A 20,944-nucleotide genomic window follows, 5' to 3' on the forward strand; every position below is an offset into this window, starting at 1 on the left:
GAAAACATAATAAAACCCCTTGAATTAGATTTCTCCAATTCAAGGGGTTCAGTTCACAAATCAGAATGCATTACTTTTTTGACTTAAATTCTGGGATCAAAGCGCTTTTCATCCCGATTGTTTCAAAGATAAGAAACGAACCGGCTTGAAGTCCATGCTATAATTTTTTCGACTTTTTCATTAAAGCTGGTGACTTCTTTGGTACCGCTGGCTTTTTTGCTGCTGCTTTTTTGGCAGCCGCTGCTTCCTTTCGCCTTCTGGAACGTTCCCTCAGAATGTCTTTGAGCGCATTGATGTCATCTTCGTGCTGACTTTTCCACTGCTTATACGAGGTGTTCGTATCCGTATCAGTTGGCTTAAGTCCTGTGTCCAACCAAAAGAGTGATTCTGTTAAGCTTGGGAAATTATGCATCCAGAGCGTTTGACCGTTTTCTGAATCGAACGCAACATACGAGCGGGCATGCCGCTGCAAAAATGTATGTTTGCGAATTTTGAACGCTTCACGTTTACGCGTCAACCGATAATCAGGTAAAATGTACTTGCCCTTATTTTTCAGTTGAGGGAAACGTTCATTTATTTGATCTGAGCGGTCCTTTAAGAGGGCGGTTGCCTCCGTTACCGAGATCAATGTGGCTTTAGTTTGGGTCATAAAATTTTGCCCCCTTTTATAATCTATTTTCGCATAGATTTATCTAATTGGAAAGTAGATAGAAACATTATAATTAATAATTAACAAATTAATCAGCATTTTTATACAGTGTGTCGGCATCGGTCGACTATGTTAACTGCAGCAGACATGGTAAGATTTAAGATTGTGGAGACTAAATTCAAGTAGGAGAACCAATTTAAATGAAATATTACGCAGTAAGAAAAGGCCGGCAGACTGGGATCTTTACAACCTGGGATGCTGCTGAAAAACAGGTCAAAGGCTATCCAGGCGCCAAATATAAGAGCTTCAAAATAAAATCTGAAGCCGAGCAATTTCTCAATGGCCAATTATCGTCAACTTCTCATCAATCTGGCAAACCGGATGTCAAATTTCCGACCGCTGACACAGACGACATTATTCTGTATACGGATGGTGGGGCCAGAAATCACGGCAACGTGAAGGGCGGCCATGTCAAATCTAATGATAAAGCAGCTTGGGCATACCTGATTGTAACGCCGACCAATCGGTTTTCAGACTCCGGTGGTGAATTTGGAGCGACGAACAATCGGATGGAAATCATGGCCCTTTATGAAGCCCTTGCCTACCTCAATGCTCATGATCTTCAAGACAGCCACATCCATGCGGTTTTAGATTCCAAATACGTCCTAAATGCCATTAACAAAAATTGGCTCAAGGGCTGGCAGCGACGTGGTTGGACGCGTAGTGGGGGACAAAAGCTTGAAAATAAGGAATTGTGGCGCTCATTGGCTCAAGAGCTGCGGAACTTTCCGCATTTGTCACTATATTGGACGAAGGGGCATGCGGACAACGAAGGCAACGTATTCGTTGATCGGCTGCTAAATGAAACCATGGACAAAATGAAAGCAAAAGCGCCTCAAACTGCCAGTCAGCGACAACCAGTTTCTCAACCGGCTGCCAAGCCCGCTTCATCCAAGACGCATGAGACCGATCTTAAACCAAGTCATGATACTGAAAAATCGGTTCAAGACATTGAACACAATTTGAAGCAACTCGGTTTATTTGACGACGATGATCAATGATTTTTATTCACGTGGTGATATCGGCGGTCGACTTCCTTGCTCCAGAAGCCACCTGAAAGTTGAACCGGTTCTTGAACCATGATGAACGCATCCGGAGAGAGTTCCTGAATTTGTTCCATCAAGCGGCGGTCAGCTTTCCGTGGGGCCAAAATACTGAGAACCAAGCGGGCGCCGGAACGACCCTGAGCCCGGCTGACGGTGACGCCATAACCAAGATCTCGCAGGTGTTCGGCCAATTCTTCGTTGTGGGCATGAATTGGATTGGTGGGATCAATTTGGACGGTTACTTCGAAGTTAACGTAGCCCAAAGCAATCTTATCTTCAATGATGATCCCAATATAAATCCCAACCCCAAATCCAATCGCATAAGCCGCGATGTTTAAGGGACTGTCAATGTGCTGCAGGGCGATTGCCAAGGCCATTACGTAGACGAATTCCTCAACCACCGCCACAATTGGCGCCAAGTATTGGTGGCCCTTTACAACCAGCATCGTTCTAAATGTGTTAATCGAAATGTATAAAGCGTTTAAAATAAAAATTGTGATCGCAAGTTTCATTGAATTTATTCCTCCCACTGTATTTAGTGAATAGTGTATCACTTTTGGGTAATATGTTACTTAAATAATGCATTCAAAACCTTAGTAGCAACGTTCGGGCCTCTTGTTAACATTGACAACTATCGTAATTAACGGTATTCTAAATTTTGTATAATATCTTAAAGTAAGGGTTGCTGACTTAATGAATAATACCAAATTAATTCCATATCTAACCTTTGAAAATACAAAAAGTGCCCTCGACTATTATCAACGGGTATTTGGTGTCACCGACGTAACCCGTCAGGCACCGACTGAAAAACAAGCGGAAGAGATGTCATTAAACGAAGACGTTAACCTCGATGATTTAACATTGCGGGCAAGCTTTAAGATATTGGGGCAAGAAGTTGATTGCGCCGACAGCTTTATGGGCAAGCCGGTGATATCATCACTTATATCATTAATGTTGCAAGTCGATTTACACGATTCGGATGCTGCCAATGACTTGGAGGATTTATATAAACAAGTTGTGGCATCGGAGGAAGTCAAGGTCATTGTCACCTTTGAAAAGAAATCCTCCGGCGATAAGTACGGACAAGTTGTTGATAAATATGGCGTGACTTGGATATTTGAAGGCAAAAAGTAACTGCCTGATTAGATCTGAAGGACGCTTAAAAAATAAGGCAGAAGGACCACTGATGGACGATTTTGTTCATTGTTGGTCTTTCTGCCTTATATCATAGGTACTGAGACTTTTCAGGTGTCTTTTGCCTGCTCAACTGCGAACCAAAAAGTGGTGTTCCCTCACAATCAGGCTTATTATTAATTTATGGCTTTACTTCACCACTTTAGACAGGAGATGAATCCGATGAGCGAATTTGATAACATCAAAGGCGTTTTGTTCGACCTAAATGGCATCGTGACTGATTCGTGGCGCTACCATAGTAAATCTTGGCGAGAGGTTGCAGAATTTCTTGGGATCGCCTGGAGTGCTGAGCTTGAAGAAGCGATTAAGGGGCGGGATCGAATTGATTCACTCAATGAGATCTTAAAGGTTGGCGGTCAACTCGACCAATTTTCTGATGCAGAAAAAGAACGGCTGGCAGATAAAAAGAACGCGATTTATCAAACCATGCTGGACAAAATGAATCCAGGTGATATTTTACCGGGAATTCACAATTTTTTGGCTGAACTTAAACAAAATCACTACCAAATGATTATTGCTTCCGCGTCTGCCAATGCCCCAAAAGAAATTAAAAAACTCGACTTGGAGGACTATTTTCCGCTCATTGTCGATATCACCAAGCTCAAGCATAACAAGCCAGCACCGGATGTTTTTTTAAAGGCAGCTGAAATGATTCATCTAAGACCGGAAGAATGTATCGGTATCGATGATGGGGTCGTCGGCGTTGAATCAATTAATGCCGCCCACGTGGTGTCGATCGGCGTTGGTGACCCGAAGATTCTACACGAGGCAGACATCAATTTTACCTCCACTAAAGAACTGACCCTTGAAAATATTCGTCAGGCTTGGCCTAAGTGATGCTCAAGATATTGTTTCAAAACGACCGCCTGATTATTTTCACGATCCTTGGCTCCGTATAACAAGATAACGTTGCCGGCTTTGAGCTTGTCGTTGATGAGCTTGATAAAGTCAGCTGTTTGAGGATTTTGATTAAGTTCTGCCACGTATTTATCTTTGAAGGCCGGGAACTTTTCTGGATCATGGGAAAACCAGGACCGCAGCTCTTTTGAAGGGGCAATTTCTTTTTCCCACTCATCTAATTTCGCATTGACCTTCGAAATTCCCCGTGGCCATAAGCGGTCAACCAAGATGCGGTAACCAGACATGTCTTGAGGCTTATCATAAATTCGTTCTAGTTTAAGTTCCATTATAGAATCTCCTTGTAGTTATTTTTTATTAAAGGGATGTTTAAATTTGAGTAAATCTGATCCATTTTACGCCAGTGCCCCAACTGGTCAACTCACCAAAGCCATTTTGGGGATGCTGCTTACATATGATTCTCCTAAAGGCAGGGTCGGCGGTTGGATTGTCGAAGCCGAGGCCTACATGGGGCAGCAGGATTCTGCAGCTCATGCGTTTAAAGGCAGGCGAACGGCATCCAACGAACCGCTTTACGGACCGCCGGGCACTGTTTATATTTATTCGATCCACGGGCGTTACTTGCTGGATGTGGCCGCCCAAGAACAGGACGTGCCCCAAGGGATTTTGATTCGAGCAATCCAACCGACAATTGGTGAAGATATTATGCTGACCAATCGGGACAAATCCGGGGTCAATTTGACCAATGGACCTGGCAAATTGATGGAGGCGTTTGGGATTGACGATAAGAAAATGAACTTCGAAATCTTTGGTGATTGTCAGTTGAATATCGATAAACAAACCCAAAAAATCCCCGCAGCGATTGAAGCATCAAATCGAATTGGGGTTGCTAATCAGGGCGATTGGGCGACCAAGCCGCTGAGATATTTTGTTAAAGGCAATCCCTATGTTTCGGGAATTAAAAAACGTGACGTGGACTTAGAAAATTTTGGCTGGCGTTAGTTATTCCGGTGAGCAATCTTTGCCGAAACTGCGCTGGCGATGGCACCGACAATATCGTCGATAAAGGTATTGGAGGTGCCATCTTTTTCTTCGTCCAGCTTTTTAACGACGCCGCTCTTATCACGATCAACGTAGCCATAGTTGGTGATCCCAATGGTGCCGTAGATATTGGCGATGTTGAGGGCAATCCCTTCGTCGACGCCAAAGACACCCGAGTCATTCATGACAATGCTTTCCAAGGGTTCTTTGAGAAGACCCTGGGTTGCCAAACGATCAAGCTCAAGGCCGACCATTGCGTTGTTCAGCACTTCTCGCTTATGAAGCACATCCGTGGTGTCTTTCCTGACTTCTTCCATGGAGATGTCAGGGATGTACGTTTTCTGTAGCTTGTAGGCCATTTTCGAAATATCTTCAGGGGTGACGCCCCGTGATTTTAAAGCATCAATGACAAAATTATATGCGGCGGTGTCTGGAAACTTAAAATCTTTATTGTTCATGTAATCAGTCCTTCCTCTCACAATTATAAAACAAGTTGGTTATAAAGTATTAATGATAGGATTACAAAAATGGGGATGCCAGCTCACAGGCGATACTGATCATGATTATCCAGGGGACAAGTGAAATGAATGGCTTAATGTTGGAGACAGCAGACAATTGATTACTCCCCAATTTAAGCCACTTATCATTTTAGTGTTTAATGAAAAACCCAACTATTCCGGCTTGGAATGCGTTGGGTTTTATTAATTGGTTGCAACCAGTCGATCGTGATTGTCAGACTAGTTTAGCAAGTATTTTTTGTCGATATCTGGATCTTGTGAAGTCAAGATCTTCGGACCATCCTTGGTGATTGCCAAGGTATGTTCATACTGGGCAGATGGGGTGCCATCAGCTGATACGTAATAAGTCCAATCATCCTTCTTGTCGTAACGGTCCTTGATTTCCCAAGTACCCGTGTTGACCATTGGCTCGATGGTGATGGTCATGCCTTCTTTAAGACGAAGACCTTGACCTGGGACACCATAAGCCGGAACGTTTGGTGCTTCATGGATTGATGGTTGAATTCCATGGCCGATTAACTCTCGAACGTCACCCATGTGGTTCTCATCTTCAACGTAAGTCTGGATTGCAGCACCAATGTCACCTAAACGGTTGCCGATGACAGCTTGGTCAATTCCAAGGTAGAGGCCCTTGCGAGTCACTTCCATTAACTTCTTAATTTCATCTGAAACGTCGCCAACTGCGTAAGTCCAGCAAGAATCACTTTCAAAGCCGTCCTTGTTGACACACATATCAACTTTGAGGACATCACCATTCTTGAGCTTTAAGCCCTTACGTGGAATTCCGTGGGCAACTTCTTCGTTAATGGAGATACAAGTGGCAAATTTATAGCCATCAAAGCCCATTTCTGAGGGATAAGCATTGTGTTCCTTGATGTAGCGACGGGCGAACAGTTCAATGTCCCAGGTATCCAAACCAGGCTTGATCATCTTACGAAGTTCCTTATGAACTCCGGCAAGAACGGCACCTGATTCAGCCATTTTTTCAATTTCACGTGGTGATTTTAATGTAATCAATTACTTTACTTCCTTTTATTTTGATTGAAATAACTCATAAAGCCTAATACCTATTAAAACATAAAAAATGGCCAAGCGGCCACTTTTTAACTCATCTCGTCGATGATGCCCTTTTGCAAGGCTTCAAGAATTAATTTAACTTCCGTGATTTTAGAGTCAACCAAGTACTGCATGGTTTCGTCTTTGTCTTTTTTAGCGGAACTCATTTGCTCATTCAAAAACTGCAGTTGGTCATGAAGATATTCTGTTAGTTTCATGCTATCACCTCACTGGTTTGGTACTCTTTATATATATTATATATCATTAATGCGTCGTTTACATGAAATATATATTAACGCTTTCCAGTTTACATTTGATGGTGAAAAATAACAATTGATTTGTTTTTAAGTTGGAATGGTTCTAAAGTAGAAAGTGTGCGTAACAAAGCGGTTAATAACCGGAACATAAGTCTCCCATAGTGTAAGCCCTGGGCTTTGGGCTTACACTATGGGTGCTTATGTGCAGGTTATTGCTTTGTGGAGCACTATTCTGCAATGTTGTCTAGAAGTTTTGACAGGTTAGTGCTTATGTGCAAACTTTTGCTTTGCGAAGCACCATTCTGCAAGGTTGCCCACAAAAGCCACCAGCCGTTCACCAGTGGAAGATTCTGCTTGGGGGTATCTTCCCGGAAATGATCAATTATTCAGGGCTTCTGCGGAAATTGCACAACTAAAAACTACATAAAGAGGGGGAGTGATCCCACATGGTCCACAATATTTGGTTACGTTGGTTCTTTGTTTGCCTATATTTTGTGATGGGTATTTTGCTTTACATGGGCATGAATATGATTGTCATGTATTTGATGGTGATCGGGATGTTTTTGGAAGCGTTGATTAGTGCGGTTGATTATTATGTGAAGAAGTAGTGAGTTAGCAGCAGCTATATTAATACAATTGGTCTAAAGTCATCATACTTACTGATTAATGAATGTTTTTTGATTTTAAATACTAGTAACAACAAGAAGCTCCACAAAGTTGACCTGAATCAACTTTGTGGGGCTTCTTTAACTGATAAGGAACATGTATCTTGACGCCAAGCGCAAAGGTAGTATACTTGGGCCAAATTTTTAATACTGTGGATACATTGTGGCTCAAGAGGTGATAACATGTCGTGGACATTTCTTATTTCTTGGTTGATTATGTTTTCAATCAACATGGGTGTCAATGGTATTTGGCGACCTAATTCATTTCTAAAGACGTTATTAGCCTCTGTGATTGTTTCGGCAATGGTTGCGGGAGCCGGAATCATTTGTTACAGCATGTTTTATCAAGCTCATTATTTGGCGGGATCGTTGATAGCTGTGGGGATCGTCTTGGTAGTCGGCGGTTATGTGTGGGCTATGAAAGATTAGTTTCTTGGATGAGACAAAATAACGATCGATCCTTTTTTAGATGGAGGATTGATCGTTATTTTTTTGATTTGTAGTTGGAAGGAGTGGCGTTTCTGGTGCTACACGGAGTAGGACAGCTGCGTAAAGCAGAAGTCTGCACGTAAGCACCTCGAAGAAAAATTCCAAAACCGGGAATTTTCCTCCGAGGAGACTTACGCTCCGACTTCTAACCGCTTTACTCCGCTCACTCATTTTAGGACAGCTCCTCCAAGCAGAGATCTGCATGTAAGCACCTCAATCAAAAATTCCAAAAACCGGAATTTCCGTTCGAGGCGACTTACACTCCGATCTCTAACCGCTTGGATCCGCTCACTAAACGTGCTCAACACATCAGTTTCCTGCACATAACTGAAAATGATCACTGATCGGAAAAAGCACCGATCAATGATCATTTACCAGTTATGCTCCGGAAACTACCGATGTGTAGTCGCACTCTACCAGATTTTCACCCTATCTTCCGGCTTCAAATACATACCATCACCGGGTTTAACTTCAAAGGTGGAATAGAAGTCATCCAAATTCTTAACCTGAACATTAGCTCGCAATTCTGCTGGGGCATGGACATCTATATTTAGCAGTAATTGCTTATACTGGCTGGTTGCCTTCATTCGCCAGATCTTTGCCCAGTTGATGAAGAAGTCGTACAAGTTGTAATCTTTTTCGTTCTTGGCGGCCTCGTTGGCACAGCTCAAGCCACCAGCGTCAGCGATATTTTCCGATACCGTCAGCTTACCGTTGACCTTGCCGCCAGCGAATTCAATCCCGTCAAATTCTTTGACCATCTTGTCGGCCAACTTGGAGAAGTATTCGTGATCTTCCTTGGTCCACCAGTTATTCAAATTACCGAGTTCATCAAACAACGACCCATTGTTATCAAAAGCATGGGAAATTTCGTGGGCAATGACCGCGCCAATCCCGCCGTAATTTTGGCTGGACGTTTGCTTCAAACTGTAGAATGGCGCCTGCAAAATAGCCGCTGGGAAAACAATAATGTTCTTGAATGGTTCGTAATAGGCGTTCACCGTAGCAGCGCTCATTTCCCATTTGGTTCGATCGACCGGCTTGCCTAATTTGGCAAAGTTATCGGCCAGGGCGACTTCACCGATCTTAGTCATGTCATCAAATAAAGTCCCACCTTCATTTTCAGGGGTGACTTTAAATTTGTATTCCAACTGATCAATGTGATCCGGGTAGCCCACTTGAAGCTCCAGCTTTTGGAGCTTTAAAATGGCTTTTTCCCGTGTTGCTTTTCCCAACCAGGTATTTGCTTGCAGGCGATCTTCATAGACGCTAATCATATTTTTAACCATGTGTTCAACGTCTGCTTTGGCTTTGGGGCCGAAGTATTTCTTGGCGTAGTAGTCACCGATCGTTTGGCCAAAAGTACCGGATGCCAAATAGAACGCAGATTTCTTCTGTGGGGTGGCTTCTTTTTTACCAGACAATGCGCGGCTAAAGGTGGAACCAGTCTGGCGGAATTCCTCTGACAAATAACCGGCAGCTGAGGTGATCATGTTAACCAGCATCCAATTTTTCATATCGTTGAAGGTGTCATCGTTGGTAATTGTATCCAAAGCCTGATAGTATTTCGGCTCAGTGACGATCACTTGTTTTGGTGTTTCGTCAAACAAGCCGTCAGCGAGCTTCGTAAAGTCAAAATGCGAGCTCGATTGGGCAAATTTATCAAAAGCCATCGGGTTGTACATCTTACTGTAATCGGCTGATTCCTCCGCAGATTTTACATGAGGCGCGATGGCGGCATCAAACTTCTTGGCCGATTCAACAATTTCATCGGCTTCACTGCTACTATAATCGGCCAGGACAAAGAGCTGACTGACCATCTTGGTAAAGATTGGCATCAGTTGTTGATAGGCCGGGTTGTGGTTCTCATAATAAGTTCGATCAGGAAGAAAGAGGCCGGGGGCACCGGCAAACAGCGCGTTTACTTTGGTGTTCTTCATGTCTGGCTCAACCCCAAAGCCGATTGGCAGTGGGAAGCCGGCTTTAGTTAAGTCAACTAACTGATTGTTGAGGTCGTCAAAATCAGAGAGGCTTTCAATCTTCTCTAGATAAGGCTTAACGGGGTTAGCACCATCGGCGTCCCGCTTTTTGAAGTTCCTGGCTAATTCATACAGCTTCAAAAATTCAGCGAAGGGGCCATCATAGGACTTCTTGGTCGCAATAATTTCGTCAAGGTCACCCATTAACTGCTTATCGATGTTATCGTTCAGATCCATGAAGCCACCGGTTGAAGAATGATCGGCGGGAATTTGAGCCGTCTTTTCCCATCTGCCGTTAACGGCCTTGTAAAGGTCATCCTTTAATAATGCAGTGTCGATTGAATCGTCGGTTGGCTGATCAGAATTGCCACCGGTTACTTCGGTTGCGCGAACAAATTTATCCAAACTGATTCCTCCTTTTTTGTAACTCAGACTATGTAACCAGTATACTCAAAACGAGAAGTAAATGTGAGTATCTGAGCCATTCCGTTTGATTTGTGTTAGATTTAGTTTGTAAGCGAGAAGAATCCTATCTCACAAAACAACTTAAAATATCAATCACAAACTGAGGGGATTACACAATGGATAATAAAAAAATCTTTGATCGTGAAAAATCGTTTAGATACACAGGAAAAACGGAATTTAAAATCAATAAAGCGTCAACGGCAGCAGTGGACGAAAAATTGTCAAAAGACGATATTAAGGCCCGCATCGAAAAAAACATTGAGACTTTGCAAGATTTACAAGGCAAGCTATACGCTCAGACTCACTACGGCGTGCTGGTCATCATTCAGGGCATGGATGGCGCTGGCAAGGATAGCATGATTCGCCATATTTTGAGTGGCATTAATCCGCAGGGCTGTGAAGTAACCAGCTTCAAGCAGCCAACCAGTATTGAGCTCTCTCATGATTATCTTTGGCGGGTTCATCGCCATGTGCCTGAGCGGGGGATGATCGGTATTTTTAACCGTTCTTATTATGAAGATGTTTTGGTCAGCCGGGTTCACCCACAGTTAATTGTCGATGCGCATATTGGTGGCATCACCAAATTGAATCAAGTTGACGACAAGTTTTATGAAGATCGGTTCAAAGATTTCAATTTCTTTGAAGATTACTTAACTCGAAATGGCTTCCTGGTCCTGAAATTCTTCTTACATATGTCTAAGGACGAACAAAAGGACCGTTTCCGCAGACGAATTGATTTGCCGGATCACAACTGGAAGTTCTCATCGGCGGATATTCGTGAACGTCGTTATTGGGATGATTATCAAAAAGCTTATGAAGACGCAATTAATCATACATCTAGTAAGAAGAATCCCTGGTATGTGATCCCATCAGACGATAAGTGGTATTCCAGATTATGTGTGTCGGATATTATCGATCAGCGGATGAAGGATTTACCGTTGAGTTATCCAGATTTGGATGATGCCGAAAAGCAGAAGCTGGAGGAAGCGTTGGAGGAATTGAAAAACAATTAGTGAGCGGAGTAAAGCGGTTTTCCCATTCAATAAATGATGACGTATCCTCTAATTCGACTTCATTGTAGGCGGAGTAGGGTGGACCAGCGATATCATGATTTTTTCATTTATTTTCTGAAAACGGTTAATTTTTTGGATGTTACAAATTCAAAACTGGCAACGTTTACATCGACACTTTCCCTTGAAATCGGGCTCGAAGTGTTTAGAATGAAAATTGTAAGTGAGATAGGAACATTCATTTACATTTCTAAACCATTTTACGAGTGTTATTGATTTGTACTAAGTTTGTTTATAGAGGGAAAGGAAGCTTTAGTATGGCAGCTACTACTCAAACAGAATGGAAAGACGTCGTTAACTCAAAAGAGAAATTCCACGAATTCATTACAGATTATTTCAAGAATCACAAGCAATTAACTGGTAATTATGATGACGGTTATTACTTCGAGGAATATGGTGTTCGGCTGGATAGTCGAGATGGCCTGGTTGTGACTTTGACGACCGGTTCATTCTCTGGTCAAGGATTCCCAATAAAGGACCGCGAGAACATTTCAATCGAAGACTTCAGACAGTTACTATTGAACAAGAAGTTTGCCGATAAGAATATGTCGTTGACCGATGTATTCCACATGGCAGCAGATTTAATTGATACCAAGTTATAATTATGAAGCGTCAATAAAAGACGATCACCGAGAAAATCGATGGTCGTCTTTTATTGATTTCTTTTTTTCAGGGCGTCGTTGATCCGCTTGAGTTTGGTATAACTACCAATTCTGACTAATGCCCAGGCAATTGCATAAACGACCAAATAAAAAATGATAATTTCAAGCCAAAAAGTTGGGCTGTGCCAAATAAGCCAGCCATTAACTGCCATCATGATCATGACCAAGATAAAGGTGAACACAAAGTGAATGGCAAAAGCGGTCAAAAAGCGAATATTTTCAAATGTAAATAGCCATGAGCATAACCCCACCAAACCGCCCATTAACATAATGCTAGCAATATTCAGTGGTGTTGGGCTTGAAGCCTGCAGACCGATCATCAGGATAATTAGGTAGATGGCCGAGCCAATTTCGACACCTTCAAAAAAGAATTTTAAGCTCATTTTTAATGATTTCATATTAATTCTCACAATCCTAACCGTTGTTCAAGTAATCCGAGGTATTTCCGGCTAACGCTGGTTTTTAAATCTCCAGTTAAAAAAGCCGTCATACCACCAGCAAAACTATCTTCCAGTGAAAGCAAATGATCCAAGTTGATGACAGCGTGTTTGGATATTTGAACAAAATTCGGGTTATTCAACTTGGCAACCAGCGCATACAGCCGGCCTTTTGACTTGATAACCGTTTGCTTGGCGTAGATCAGGAGATCGTTGCCGGTGACATCGATTAAAATAATATCTTGGGGTTTTAGCAGGACAACATGATCTTCTGATTTAATCGGGATGACGGTTGGCGGCAAGGACTCGTAGCTTTTCAGGTGCGCCAATAAGGCATCAACCTTGGGTGACCGTTCCTTAGCAGTTACGGTCACGTCGATTTCGTCGTTCTTTAACTGTTCATTTTTTTGAAAGTGAATTTCCATATAGCGAGTCCCTTAATCCAGAATTATTTGATGATATCAATCGCGCTTTGCTTCCTCTTAACCAATTCTGTCATGAAAATCAGGAAAATACTACCCCAAAATACGATGAATAAGATTTCTGAAGTGGCAGTCAGGCTTAACAGGTGCGACCAACTTAATTTGACACCCATTAATTTGTTGAAATTATCTTCGTAAACCGGTGCTTTAAAGGCTGCCTTAATTTTATCACCCATTAGGATTTGGCGATAGATGGCGGCAACGTAAGCCGGTGGTGTGAGCTTGATCAAGATTTGGGCAAAATTGGGTAGGGCGCCGATTGGAATGTAAGTCCCAATTAGGAATCCAGCTGCTGTTCCGATGATCGAATTGAGCCGACTAAACGTGTCTACCTTATGGACAAATTGAGTGATGAGCATATTGAGAATGACGGCTAAATAGGAACTCAAGAAGGCCACAAGGATGATTGCCGAAAGCTTTGACCAGGGAATCGCTAAGTTGTCAGTGACATTGAAATAGGCCAGCATCATTGCCAGCATGATGAGTTGCATCATAAAGCCGATGATGCCGGCACTATGCATGTAACTCATTTTAAGTCGAAACGGGGAAATGTCAGTTAAATAAAAATCTTTGAGGACATTGTGCTCTTCATCTTTCACGAATTGCCCCCATGAAGCCAGCGTAGCAGTTACTGCGGTAATCGCCAGGGTGCCACCAATTAACCACAGATCTAACAATTGCTTGGCTCCGGGAACTTGAGACCATTCAGCCAGCATACTTTTTTTGATGAAAATCACATAGAGGACAAGTGAAATCATCGCGCCGAGAATCGAAAAGAAGACGCCCGATTTGTCCCGAAAATAGAGCAGTAAATTTCTTTTACATAATGACAACATCTTAACGCATCTCCCTTCCAGTCAAATTGAGAAAGGCATCGTCCATCGTACCGGGGCGGTATTCAAACCCACTGAGATCACTGGGGATTTTTGCGAGCAACTCAATTGTGGCCGTCGTACTTGTTGGAAAACAGACAATCGCTTCTTTATCCTGAACAAATTTCATGGTGGTGGGGATTTGCTTAATGATTTTTTGTGGATCTGAACTCCGCAAAGTTAATTGATTCTTGGAGTAGCGTTCCCGAATTGCGGCAGCAGATCCCTCCGCAATGACATTGCCATGATCAATGATATAAACTTCGTCGGCGTGGTCGGCTTCTTCCAGATAATGGGTGGTTAAAACGACGGTGAGCCCCCGATCTTCCTGCAGGGAATGTAATAAGTTCCAGATGGCCTCTCGGGTTTGGATATCTAACCCAGTAGTCGGTTCGTCTAGAAATAAAATGTCCGGTTGGTTGATCAACGCGCGGGCAATGTCCACCCGTCGTTTCTGACCGCCTGATAAGCTGCCATATCTTTGCTTGATGAACGGTTTGAGGCCGATCTTTTCAATCAAGAAATCAAGGTGATCAGCGGTTGCTGGCCGATACATATGGCTGCGGATGACCAGATTTTCATAGGCTGAAAGTTGGTTATCGAGGATACTTTGTTGGAAGACCATGCTAATCTTAGTGTTCGCATTAAGGCCAATTGTTCCTGAGGTGGGCTTGAGCAAGCCGGTGAGCATTGACATGGTGGTTGTTTTTCCAGCTCCATTCGGCCCCAAAATCGCGGTCAGGCTGCCCTCATGAATTGACATGTTGATATGATTAACAGCGACCGTTTCGCCGAATGTTTTGGTGAGCTCTTTTGTTTGAATAATCATCGAGGTCATCTCCCTTACACCGCAAATATTAACAGGTCAACCGATAAAATAGCGCGAAATTTCGTTAAGTGGTGGCTTTAAGAAGATGAGTGGTTAAAATGGCCCCATGAAATGTGAGAAGGATTAGTATTAACATATAAATGAGGTTCAGTTATAATGAACTTAGCAAACACAAACATATGTTCTATATCAAATTAGGAGGTGGATTTTTTGAAGCAGGAATCGTTATTTGCCGGCAGCAGCAAAGCCAATCAACCGCTGGCTTATCGAGTCCGACCGACGACTTTGGACCAATTTGTTGGCCAAGAGCAATTGGTAGGAAAGGGTAAAGTGCTGCGTGAAATCATCGAAAGCGACCAGCTGCCGTCATTGATTTTCTGGGGGCCGCCGGGCGTTGGGAAGACAACTTTGGCTGAGATCATTGCCAAGAAGACCCAGGCGAAATTTATTACCTTTAGTGCCGTCACCAGCGGGATCAAAGAAATTCGTGACATCATGAAGTACGCTGAAGCTAACCGGGAAATGGGCGGCAAGACAGTTGTCTTCGTTGATGAAATCCACCGATTTAATAAGGCCCAACAGGATGCCTTTTTGCCCTTTGTCGAACGGGGCAGCATCACGCTGATTGGGGCCACGACTGAAAATCCATCGTTTGAAATTAATTCAGCACTCTTGTCACGGTGTAAGGTGTTCGTCCTCCACGGCCTCAAAGTTGAAGATATTGTGCAGTTGATTCATCAGACCTTGAAGAATCCAGCGGCATTTCCGAAGCAGGCAATTGAAATTAGCGAGCCGGCCATTAAGACGATCGCTGAATTTGCCAATGGGGATGCCAGGGTTGCCTTGAATACCCTGGAAATGGCCGTTAATAACGGTGACAAGACTGGCAACCAAGTTAAGGTGACCGCCGACAGTCTCCATCAATTAATGAATACCAAATCATTTCTGTATGATAAGCATGGCGAAGAACATTACAATTTAATTTCTGCGGTTCATAAGTCCATGCGAAATAGTGATCCAGATGCCGCAGTGTATTGGGTATCCAGGATGTTGAGCGGCGGCGAAGACCCGCTGTATATTGCTCGGCGGCTGGTGCGGTTTGCCAGCGAAGATATTGGGCTGGCTGATACCAATGCGCTCAATGTCGCAATTAACGTCTTTCAAGCCTGCCAATTTTTGGGGATGCCGGAGTGTAACGTGCATTTGACTGAAGCGGTTATTTATTTGTCCCTGGCACCGAAGTCCAATGCGGTCTATAAAGCCGTCACCAAAGCCGAAACAGATGTGAAGCATTCAATCAACGAACCAGTGCCCCTGCAATTGCGAAACGCCCCAACTGATTTGATGAGTGAGTTGGGCTATGGCAAGGGTTATCAATACGCCCATGAGGCCAAAGACAAGTTGACCACGATGCAAACCATGCCGGATTCATTGGTTGGCCAGACTTACTATGAGCCGACTGAGCAAGGAAACGAAATTCGCTTCAAGAAACGGTTGGAACAGATTAAGCATTGGGAAAAGGTTCACCGACAAGGAGGAGATAACGATGGCTAATTTCAAATTAATGAAGGGCGATATCACCACGATGAAAGTTGATGCGATCGTGAATGCCGCTAACACAGCTTTGTCTGGTGGTGGCGGTGTTGACGGCGCAATTCACAGAGCAGCCGGGCCGGAGTTGGATGCGGCTTGTCGCAAATTAAATGGCTGTCCAACGGGTGAGGCCAAGGTAACTCCTGGATTTAAACTACCAGCAAAATATGTCATTCATACGCCGGGACCAATTTGGCATGGCGGCAGCCGAAATGAACCGCAATTATTGAGAAATTCATATGTCAATAGTTTGAAACGTGCGGTCGAAAATGACTGTCAAACGGTCGCATTTCCGTCGATCAGCACTGGCGTCTACGATTATCCCCTAGACCAGGCCGCCAAGATCGCAATTGATGCGATTAAAGAATTTGATGCGCCATTGGATGTGACGATGGTTTGTTTTGATAGTGGGACTTATGAGGCTTTTGAGCGTGTACTGATGACAGATCATCAATAATACGTCATGAAATTGTGACTATGTAAAAAGAAAAGATTGGGACCTAGGCGATTTGATCCCAGAATTTAAGTGAAAGCGGCAATGCATTCTGGTTTTGGAATGCATTGCCGCTTTCACTTAAATGGCAGGTGTCAGCCGCTTATTGCTCAACACTCTTTTTGTTGTTTCCTAGAAGCAAATAGCTAATCTTTTAGCGTAATTAAGGGCAAGTTCCCGTTGACATTAAATGAGACCCAGATTAGAATTTTATTAATGTATCATGGACACGTTCGTGTGAGGTTAGTCAAAATAATCCAAACGTGGTGCTACATAGATTATGTTCTAAAGGAGGAACCTGAATGAACAATGAATTAAACGTTCCAAGCGGCGCCAAAGAAACGCTGCCGACTGTTTTTGGTTACATAGGGATTGGGGTTGCCTTCGGGATTGTTGGCAAGGCAGCCGGACTCAGCCCATTATTAGTGACATTGATGTCAATTATTACATATGCCGGTTCTGCCCAATTTGTGATCGTGAGCATGCTGGTAACCCATAGTCCGTTGTTGTCAATTGTCTTTTCGGTGTTTCTCGTGAACTCCCGGATGATTTTGATGAGTACGACTTTGGCCCCATATTTCAAGAAAGAAAGTCTCCTGAAAAATGTGTTGGTGGGAACACTGCTCACTGATGAAAGTTTTGCGTTGGGGATGAACAAGCTTAACTACACGGACAATCACCTGAACTTTAGCTGGTTTAATACCGCAAACGTGATCTCATACTTAACTTGGATTGTTTCTTCTCTGGTAGGAGCTGTGTTGGGCAACTTCATCAGTAATCCTGAGAAGTTTGGTTTGGACTTTGCGTTAGTTGCCATGTTTATTGGGCTGTTGTATTTGCAATTAATTTCCGATAAATCAATCAACTTTAATTTGCAATTGATTGTCGTTGGATTCGTATTGGTGGCCATTTATTTTGGATTGATTTTCATTCCAAGTAGTTTATTAATTCTGCTGGTGACTTTGGTAGCCTGCACGTTTGGGGTGGTGATGAAACATGTCTTCTTTTAATTTTGTGCTGTTCACGATTATCGGGACGGGTCTGGTGACTTGGCTATCACGGATCTTACCCTTTGTCATCTTGAAAAAATTCAAATTGTCAGCCGGAGTGGTCGAATTTTTGAGCTTTGTCCCCATTGCGATTATGTCTGCTCTCTGGTTTGAAAATTTATTTGTTCAACATATTGGTCATTTGCCATCAATTGATTGGGGCAACTTTTTAGCTTCAGCCCCAAGCATCATCAGTGCCGTGATTTGGAAGAACTTGTTGGTCATCGTCATTGTTGGCGTGATTTCATTGGGATGCCTGCGGTTATTTTTCGGAATGTGATTTTCATTGATCGTGCCACTCTTTGGCGGCCGTTAATTCACTGGTATAAGGTGCGACGCCAAATTGTCGTAGTTGGACCACTGCGTCGTTAAATGAGAATAACTGAACTTGGTTGACTTCGGATTTTTGAATCCGCAGTTGGTCCATTGTTAAATGAGTTTTCAAAGCAAACCAGTCTTCAATCCAATCACTGTTATAACGACGCACGATGAAGTTCTTTTCAGTAACGTTGATCGTTAGCCCAAGTTCCTCAAAGATTTCTCGATGAATTGCTTGCAGGTGATTTTCACCCTTTAAGGCGGATCCACCAGCAGAACAGTCCCATCGATTGGGATAATTCAATTTGGTTGCGGAACGTTGTTGTAGGATGATTTTATCTTGATCAGTAAAAATAAATGCACTGACGACAAGATGAAAATAGCCAGTAGGCACGTCTTGGTCGCGTTGCTGCGTTCCGACGATGTTGAGATCATGATCATATATATCCCAGAGTTCGTATAGATGGTCGCTGGTATTTGTCATTTTTTGGGTAGCCTTCTTTATTTAGGGTTGGTTATATTGTAATATACTATCTGATTAGGAGATGATTGTTATTCTGCTCAAATTAGAGAAAATGTCTCAATCAGACTTTGATAGATATCGCCAAACTGCGGTTGTCAATTACGCTAACCAAAAAGTGACAGCTGGGGCGTGGGAAAAGGATACTGCTCAGGCAAATGCCAATCAAGAATTCGAAAAACTGCTCCCGGATGGTTTATCGACCCCGGGACATTACCTCTATGAAATTGTGGCGGGCAACACCAAGGTTGGGGTGGTCTGGCTCGCGGAACGCAAGGCCGGTTCTGAAGAGGCCTTTATCTATGATATTTCGATTTCGCCAGCGTATCAAAATCAAGGATTCGGAACCAAGGCGCTTCAACTCATCGATGATGAAGCGGAGCATCTGGGTTTCAAAAAAATTGGCCTGCACGTATTCGGTCAGAATAAGCGGGCCATTCATGTCTACGAGAAGAGTGGCTTTGAAACGACGGACGTTTGGATGTCAAAGAAAATATGATAAGACTGGGACAATCGGCGTTTTGATTCCAGAATTTAAGTGAAAGCGGCAGTGCATTCTGATTTTGGAATGCGCTGCCGCTTTTGCTTAAATGGCGGGGATCAGCCGTTTGGCGCAGCTTTTATCTAGGTAGCTACGGCAATCTAAGTGAATGATCATTGATTGAAAATCAATAGATTTCCCCGCCTCGCTTTATTAAATGCCCTGATTAGTCACGGTTTCGGCCTGCCTGAAATGATTCCCAACCTTCACTGGCAATGAAGTAAACTAAAATTAATGCGGCGACAGAATCAACCCACCACCAGTTAAACAAGGCCGTCAATAGGCCACCAATCAAGACGGTTGCCGCCATGTAAGCGCAGGTGATGTTGCACATGCCATCTTCCACTAACGCGTCTGAATGTAATGATTTTCCCAGTGATCGTTTCTTTAAAGTCAAGACCGGCATTAAAATGACCGATGCAATCGCGATGGCAATCCCAGAAAAACTGGTGTCCGCAGCCTGGTGAGCAAACAGATTAAAGAGTGAGACCCCAACCACGTACACTGACAGCAGTAATAGAACGCTACCAACGATTAACGATGATCGGCGTTCCGCGTTTTCAATTTCGGCTGCTGGTGCGCCGGCGTTTTCTTTTCGCAGCCGCCATATCAAGGTGCTGCCGGAAATGATTTCTAAAAAGCTATCAAGGCCAAAAGCAATCAGCAGAATTGAACCTGCTTTGAGGCCTGAATAAAAGCCCACCATAAATTCGAAGGCCATCCACGCCGTTGAGAAATATTCGATACGCAGGCTTTTGGTGACGAGCGATGTTGCTGGTGAGTTACTGGCCATGCTGCTTCCCCCTAATAACGTGATCCGCGTGTTCCAACATTTCATTGATCACATCTAAAATGTGGGGATCATCTAATTGATAATAGTTTGATTTGCCAACCCGTTTCGCGGACACTAACTGATGCTTCCGTAGCAGGGCCAACTGGTGAGAGACGGCGGATTGTTCCAGATTCAAGAGTTCGCCTAATTCAGTCACATTTAATTCCTGCTGTTCCAGCACGTTGAGCATTTGCAGCCGGGTGGGATTACTGAGTAACTTAAAAATCCGTTCCGATTCGGAGAGATGTTTTAAATCAATCAAGCTTGGTTGAGTCGAAAGATCCGATTCAGTCTTCATATATGTCACTTCTTTCATATGAAGATCATAACATATGAACTGGGATTTGCAATCACTTGATTTAAAAATGACGATGGTGGAAGTTGTCCTCGCCCCACTAAAAAAGGTATCATGATAGCAAGTATGGTCCGCATAATGTTTTTTGGAGGCGATCTTTATCGAGAAAATAACTTGTGCAGCAACCTATGCGATTCATGAAAGTTATATTTTTCCCGCTGACCTCAATAATGGCGGGATTCAATTTGGTGGCAAGACGCTGGAAATTTTGGATGCCAATGCTGGCTTGGCAGCGGCTAAATTTATTCCGGCCGACTTAGATTTCGTGACGGCTGGTTACGATCACGTTCAGTTTGTCAGCCCAGCCACGCCGGAAGATATCCTGAAATGCACGTCGTATGTGACTGGCGCCGATAAACGATCAGTTGAGGTGTTCACCAAATTTTCAACGTTTAATAAGCAAACGAGGGCAGTGCGACCGGCGTTCATTGCATTTTGCACCTTAATTGTGATGGCGGATCCTCAGCAAATCCAGTTTCCAAAATTAGTGCCTGAAAGTGCCGAAGAGAAATTCATATGTGGGGGATTTCAAGACCGGTTGGCGAGTCGACACACCGAATTGGCAGCTAATCAAACGATTCTGAAACATTTATCAAACTAACAATCCTTATGCA

Annotated in this window: 28 protein-coding genes; 14 read left to right on the forward strand and 14 right to left on the reverse strand. The window is 43.4% G+C overall.

Going from position 1 to position 20,944, the window contains the following annotated elements:
* Positions 1-157: 157 nt before the first annotated feature.
* A complete protein-coding gene (locus FD12_RS02090; RefSeq protein WP_056981423.1) occupies positions 158-649 on the reverse strand; it encodes a hypothetical protein in 492 nt (163 codons plus the stop codon).
* 200 nt (positions 650-849) lie between these two features.
* On the opposite strand from FD12_RS02090, the gene FD12_RS02095 reads away from it, so the two are divergent.
* Positions 850-1,710 carry a ribonuclease H family protein gene (locus tag FD12_RS02095; RefSeq protein ID WP_054747932.1) on the forward strand — a complete coding sequence of 287 codons (861 nt, stop codon included), beginning with the start codon at positions 850-852 and terminating at the stop codon, positions 1,708-1,710.
* Here FD12_RS02095 and FD12_RS02100 read toward each other — a convergent pair.
* A complete protein-coding gene (locus tag FD12_RS02100; RefSeq protein WP_054747931.1) occupies positions 1,704-2,267 on the reverse strand; it encodes a DUF2179 domain-containing protein in 564 nt (187 codons plus the stop codon). The two genes, FD12_RS02095 and FD12_RS02100, sit on opposite strands and share 7 nt — an antisense overlap.
* Before the next feature lie 181 nt (positions 2,268-2,448).
* On the opposite strand from FD12_RS02100, the gene FD12_RS02105 reads away from it, so the two are divergent.
* Both FD12_RS02105 and pgmB read left to right on the forward strand, forming a co-directional pair.
* The gene (locus FD12_RS02105; RefSeq protein WP_054747930.1) at positions 2,449-2,889 is read left to right on the forward strand and encodes a VOC family protein; all 441 of its coding nucleotides are present in this window, start codon (positions 2,449-2,451) and stop codon (positions 2,887-2,889) included.
* A 222-nt stretch (positions 2,890-3,111) separates the two neighbouring features.
* The gene (gene pgmB / locus FD12_RS02110; protein ID WP_056981426.1) at positions 3,112-3,786 is read left to right on the forward strand and encodes a beta-phosphoglucomutase; all 675 of its coding nucleotides are present in this window, start codon (positions 3,112-3,114) and stop codon (positions 3,784-3,786) included.
* Here the strand turns inward: pgmB and FD12_RS02115 are convergent.
* Positions 3,768-4,136, reverse strand: a complete 369-nt coding sequence (locus FD12_RS02115) for a DUF488 domain-containing protein (protein WP_054747929.1) — start codon at positions 4,134-4,136, stop codon at positions 3,768-3,770. The genes pgmB and FD12_RS02115 overlap by 19 nt on opposite strands.
* A 46-nt stretch (positions 4,137-4,182) precedes the next feature.
* On the opposite strand from FD12_RS02115, the gene FD12_RS02120 reads away from it, so the two are divergent.
* A complete protein-coding gene (locus FD12_RS02120; protein ID WP_056981428.1) occupies positions 4,183-4,809 on the forward strand; it encodes a DNA-3-methyladenine glycosylase in 627 nt (208 codons plus the stop codon).
* Here the strand turns inward: FD12_RS02120 and FD12_RS02125 are convergent.
* The 3 genes from FD12_RS02125 to FD12_RS14025 all read right to left on the reverse strand — a co-directional run bounded on the left by FD12_RS02125 (position 4,806) and on the right by FD12_RS14025 (position 6,640).
* The gene (locus FD12_RS02125; protein WP_054747928.1) at positions 4,806-5,306 is read right to left on the reverse strand and encodes a phosphatidylglycerophosphatase A family protein; all 501 of its coding nucleotides are present in this window, start codon (positions 5,304-5,306) and stop codon (positions 4,806-4,808) included. The two genes, FD12_RS02120 and FD12_RS02125, sit on opposite strands and share 4 nt — an antisense overlap.
* 279 nt (positions 5,307-5,585) lie before the next feature.
* A complete protein-coding gene (map, locus tag FD12_RS02130; RefSeq protein WP_056981430.1) occupies positions 5,586-6,383 on the reverse strand; it encodes a type I methionyl aminopeptidase in 798 nt (265 codons plus the stop codon).
* Between the two features lie 86 nt (positions 6,384-6,469).
* Complete coding sequence (locus FD12_RS14025; protein WP_164480506.1) at positions 6,470-6,640, reverse strand: hypothetical protein; 171 nt, start codon at positions 6,638-6,640, stop codon at positions 6,470-6,472.
* 485 nt (positions 6,641-7,125) lie between these two features.
* On the opposite strand from FD12_RS14025, the gene FD12_RS14030 reads away from it, so the two are divergent.
* Together FD12_RS14030 and FD12_RS02135 are read left to right on the forward strand one after the other, a co-directional pair.
* Positions 7,126-7,287, forward strand: coding sequence for a hypothetical protein (locus tag FD12_RS14030; RefSeq protein ID WP_164480507.1), 162 nt, complete (start codon positions 7,126-7,128; stop codon positions 7,285-7,287).
* A gap of 240 nt (positions 7,288-7,527) precedes the next feature.
* A complete protein-coding gene (locus FD12_RS02135) occupies positions 7,528-7,773 on the forward strand; it encodes a hypothetical protein (RefSeq protein WP_054747926.1) in 246 nt (81 codons plus the stop codon).
* A 473-nt stretch (positions 7,774-8,246) separates the two neighbouring features.
* Here the strand turns inward: FD12_RS02135 and FD12_RS02145 are convergent, their stop codons facing one another.
* Entirely contained in the window at positions 8,247-10,217 is a 1,971-nt protein-coding gene (locus FD12_RS02145; protein ID WP_371862797.1) for a M13 family metallopeptidase, read from the reverse strand.
* Positions 10,218-10,393: 176 nt separating this feature from the next.
* On the opposite strand from FD12_RS02145, the gene FD12_RS02150 reads away from it, so the two are divergent.
* Positions 10,394-11,290, forward strand: a complete 897-nt coding sequence (locus FD12_RS02150; protein ID WP_056981437.1) for a polyphosphate kinase 2 family protein — start codon at positions 10,394-10,396, stop codon at positions 11,288-11,290.
* Positions 11,291-11,604: 314 nt separating this feature from the next.
* Positions 11,605-11,949 carry a hypothetical protein gene (locus FD12_RS02155; protein ID WP_054747924.1) on the forward strand — a complete coding sequence of 115 codons (345 nt, stop codon included), beginning with the start codon at positions 11,605-11,607 and terminating at the stop codon, positions 11,947-11,949.
* Between the two features lie 50 nt (positions 11,950-11,999).
* Here the strand turns inward: FD12_RS02155 and FD12_RS02160 are convergent, their stop codons facing one another.
* Genes FD12_RS02160 through FD12_RS02175 form a run of 4 tightly spaced genes read right to left on the reverse strand, consistent with a single transcriptional unit; the run spans position 12,000 to position 14,629 of the window.
* Positions 12,000-12,407 (reverse strand): DUF3021 domain-containing protein, encoded by a 408-nt coding sequence (locus FD12_RS02160; RefSeq protein ID WP_082622136.1) that lies wholly within the window; start codon positions 12,405-12,407, stop codon positions 12,000-12,002.
* 8 nt (positions 12,408-12,415) lie between these two features.
* Positions 12,416-12,871 (reverse strand): LytTR family DNA-binding domain-containing protein, encoded by a 456-nt coding sequence (locus tag FD12_RS02165; protein WP_056981439.1) that lies wholly within the window; start codon positions 12,869-12,871, stop codon positions 12,416-12,418.
* 23 nt (positions 12,872-12,894) lie between these two features.
* Positions 12,895-13,764, reverse strand: coding sequence for an ABC transporter permease (locus FD12_RS02170; protein ID WP_054747919.1), 870 nt, complete (start codon positions 13,762-13,764; stop codon positions 12,895-12,897).
* Between the two features lies 1 nt (position 13,765).
* Entirely contained in the window at positions 13,766-14,629 is an 864-nt protein-coding gene (locus tag FD12_RS02175) for an ABC transporter ATP-binding protein (RefSeq protein WP_056981441.1), read from the reverse strand.
* A 210-nt stretch (positions 14,630-14,839) separates the two neighbouring features.
* On the opposite strand from FD12_RS02175, the gene FD12_RS02180 reads away from it, so the two are divergent.
* The 4 genes from FD12_RS02180 (at position 14,840) to FD12_RS02195 (ending at position 18,044) form a co-directional block, all read left to right on the forward strand.
* Positions 14,840-16,183, forward strand: a complete 1,344-nt coding sequence (locus FD12_RS02180) for a replication-associated recombination protein A (protein WP_054747918.1) — start codon at positions 14,840-14,842, stop codon at positions 16,181-16,183.
* The gene (locus tag FD12_RS02185; RefSeq protein ID WP_054747916.1) at positions 16,176-16,679 is read left to right on the forward strand and encodes an O-acetyl-ADP-ribose deacetylase; all 504 of its coding nucleotides are present in this window, start codon (positions 16,176-16,178) and stop codon (positions 16,677-16,679) included. Before FD12_RS02180 ends, FD12_RS02185 begins: the two co-directional genes overlap by 8 nt.
* Positions 16,680-17,017: 338 nt before the next feature.
* Positions 17,018-17,725 (forward strand): AzlC family ABC transporter permease, encoded by a 708-nt coding sequence (locus tag FD12_RS02190; protein WP_056981443.1) that lies wholly within the window; start codon positions 17,018-17,020, stop codon positions 17,723-17,725.
* Entirely contained in the window at positions 17,712-18,044 is a 333-nt protein-coding gene (locus tag FD12_RS02195) for an AzlD domain-containing protein (protein WP_056981445.1), read from the forward strand. Before FD12_RS02190 ends, FD12_RS02195 begins: the two co-directional genes overlap by 14 nt.
* 3 nt (positions 18,045-18,047) lie before the next feature.
* On the opposite strand, the gene FD12_RS02200 is transcribed toward FD12_RS02195, so the two are convergent.
* On the reverse strand, positions 18,048-18,566 hold the full coding sequence (locus tag FD12_RS02200) for an NUDIX hydrolase (protein WP_054747914.1): 519 nt from the start codon (positions 18,564-18,566) through the stop codon (positions 18,048-18,050).
* Between the two features lie 61 nt (positions 18,567-18,627).
* Between FD12_RS02200 and FD12_RS02205 the strand changes: the two genes are divergently transcribed.
* The gene (locus FD12_RS02205; RefSeq protein ID WP_263862407.1) at positions 18,628-19,101 is read left to right on the forward strand and encodes a GNAT family N-acetyltransferase; all 474 of its coding nucleotides are present in this window, start codon (positions 18,628-18,630) and stop codon (positions 19,099-19,101) included.
* 208 nt (positions 19,102-19,309) lie between these two features.
* Here the strand turns inward: FD12_RS02205 and FD12_RS02210 are convergent, their stop codons facing one another.
* A complete protein-coding gene (locus FD12_RS02210) occupies positions 19,310-19,936 on the reverse strand; it encodes a cation efflux transmembrane domain-containing protein (RefSeq protein WP_054747912.1) in 627 nt (208 codons plus the stop codon).
* Positions 19,926-20,273: an ArsR/SmtB family transcription factor gene (locus FD12_RS02215; protein WP_054747910.1), complete on the reverse strand. Its 348-nt coding sequence runs from the start codon at positions 20,271-20,273 to the stop codon at positions 19,926-19,928. Before FD12_RS02215 ends, FD12_RS02210 begins: the two co-directional genes overlap by 11 nt.
* 142 nt (positions 20,274-20,415) lie before the next feature.
* On the opposite strand from FD12_RS02215, the gene FD12_RS02220 reads away from it, so the two are divergent.
* Positions 20,416-20,931 (forward strand): acyl-CoA thioesterase, encoded by a 516-nt coding sequence (locus FD12_RS02220; RefSeq protein ID WP_082622137.1) that lies wholly within the window; start codon positions 20,416-20,418, stop codon positions 20,929-20,931.
* The last annotated feature ends 13 nt before the right edge of the window (positions 20,932-20,944 follow it).

The sequence above is a fragment of the Lentilactobacillus rapi DSM 19907 = JCM 15042 genome (assembly GCF_001436255.1).
Classification (GTDB): domain Bacteria; phylum Bacillota; class Bacilli; order Lactobacillales; family Lactobacillaceae; genus Lentilactobacillus; species Lentilactobacillus rapi.

Coding starts and splice junctions, on each gene's coding strand:
- FD12_RS02155 (WP_054747924.1), top strand. CDS start 11,605: ATGGCAGCTACTACTCAAACAGAATGGAAAGACGTCGTTAACTCAAAA.
- FD12_RS02165 (WP_056981439.1), bottom strand. CDS start 12,871: ATGGAAATTCACTTTCAAAAAAATGAACAGTTAAAGAACGACGAAATC.
- FD12_RS02185 (WP_054747916.1), top strand. CDS start 16,176: ATGGCTAATTTCAAATTAATGAAGGGCGATATCACCACGATGAAAGTT.
- FD12_RS02160 (WP_082622136.1), bottom strand. CDS start 12,407: ATGAAATCATTAAAAATGAGCTTAAAATTCTTTTTTGAAGGTGTCGAA.
- FD12_RS02090 (WP_056981423.1), bottom strand. CDS start 649: ATGACCCAAACTAAAGCCACATTGATCTCGGTAACGGAGGCAACCGCC.
- FD12_RS02135 (WP_054747926.1), top strand. CDS start 7,528: ATGTCGTGGACATTTCTTATTTCTTGGTTGATTATGTTTTCAATCAAC.
- FD12_RS02095 (WP_054747932.1), top strand. CDS start 850: ATGAAATATTACGCAGTAAGAAAAGGCCGGCAGACTGGGATCTTTACA.
- FD12_RS02190 (WP_056981443.1), top strand. CDS start 17,018: ATGAACAATGAATTAAACGTTCCAAGCGGCGCCAAAGAAACGCTGCCG.
- FD12_RS02170 (WP_054747919.1), bottom strand. CDS start 13,764: ATGTTGTCATTATGTAAAAGAAATTTACTGCTCTATTTTCGGGACAAA.
- pgmB (WP_056981426.1), top strand. CDS start 3,112: ATGAGCGAATTTGATAACATCAAAGGCGTTTTGTTCGACCTAAATGGC.
- FD12_RS02215 (WP_054747910.1), bottom strand. CDS start 20,273: ATGAAGACTGAATCGGATCTTTCGACTCAACCAAGCTTGATTGATTTA.
- FD12_RS02210 (WP_054747912.1), bottom strand. CDS start 19,936: ATGGCCAGTAACTCACCAGCAACATCGCTCGTCACCAAAAGCCTGCGT.
- FD12_RS14025 (WP_164480506.1), bottom strand. CDS start 6,640: ATGAAACTAACAGAATATCTTCATGACCAACTGCAGTTTTTGAATGAG.
- FD12_RS02100 (WP_054747931.1), bottom strand. CDS start 2,267: ATGAAACTTGCGATCACAATTTTTATTTTAAACGCTTTATACATTTCG.
- FD12_RS02195 (WP_056981445.1), top strand. CDS start 17,712: ATGTCTTCTTTTAATTTTGTGCTGTTCACGATTATCGGGACGGGTCTG.
- FD12_RS02150 (WP_056981437.1), top strand. CDS start 10,394: ATGGATAATAAAAAAATCTTTGATCGTGAAAAATCGTTTAGATACACA.
- FD12_RS02125 (WP_054747928.1), bottom strand. CDS start 5,306: ATGAACAATAAAGATTTTAAGTTTCCAGACACCGCCGCATATAATTTT.
- FD12_RS02105 (WP_054747930.1), top strand. CDS start 2,449: ATGAATAATACCAAATTAATTCCATATCTAACCTTTGAAAATACAAAA.
- FD12_RS02205 (WP_263862407.1), top strand. CDS start 18,628: ATGATTGTTATTCTGCTCAAATTAGAGAAAATGTCTCAATCAGACTTT.
- FD12_RS02175 (WP_056981441.1), bottom strand. CDS start 14,629: ATGATTATTCAAACAAAAGAGCTCACCAAAACATTCGGCGAAACGGTC.
- FD12_RS02200 (WP_054747914.1), bottom strand. CDS start 18,566: ATGACAAATACCAGCGACCATCTATACGAACTCTGGGATATATATGAT.
- FD12_RS14030 (WP_164480507.1), top strand. CDS start 7,126: ATGGTCCACAATATTTGGTTACGTTGGTTCTTTGTTTGCCTATATTTT.
- FD12_RS02115 (WP_054747929.1), bottom strand. CDS start 4,136: ATGGAACTTAAACTAGAACGAATTTATGATAAGCCTCAAGACATGTCT.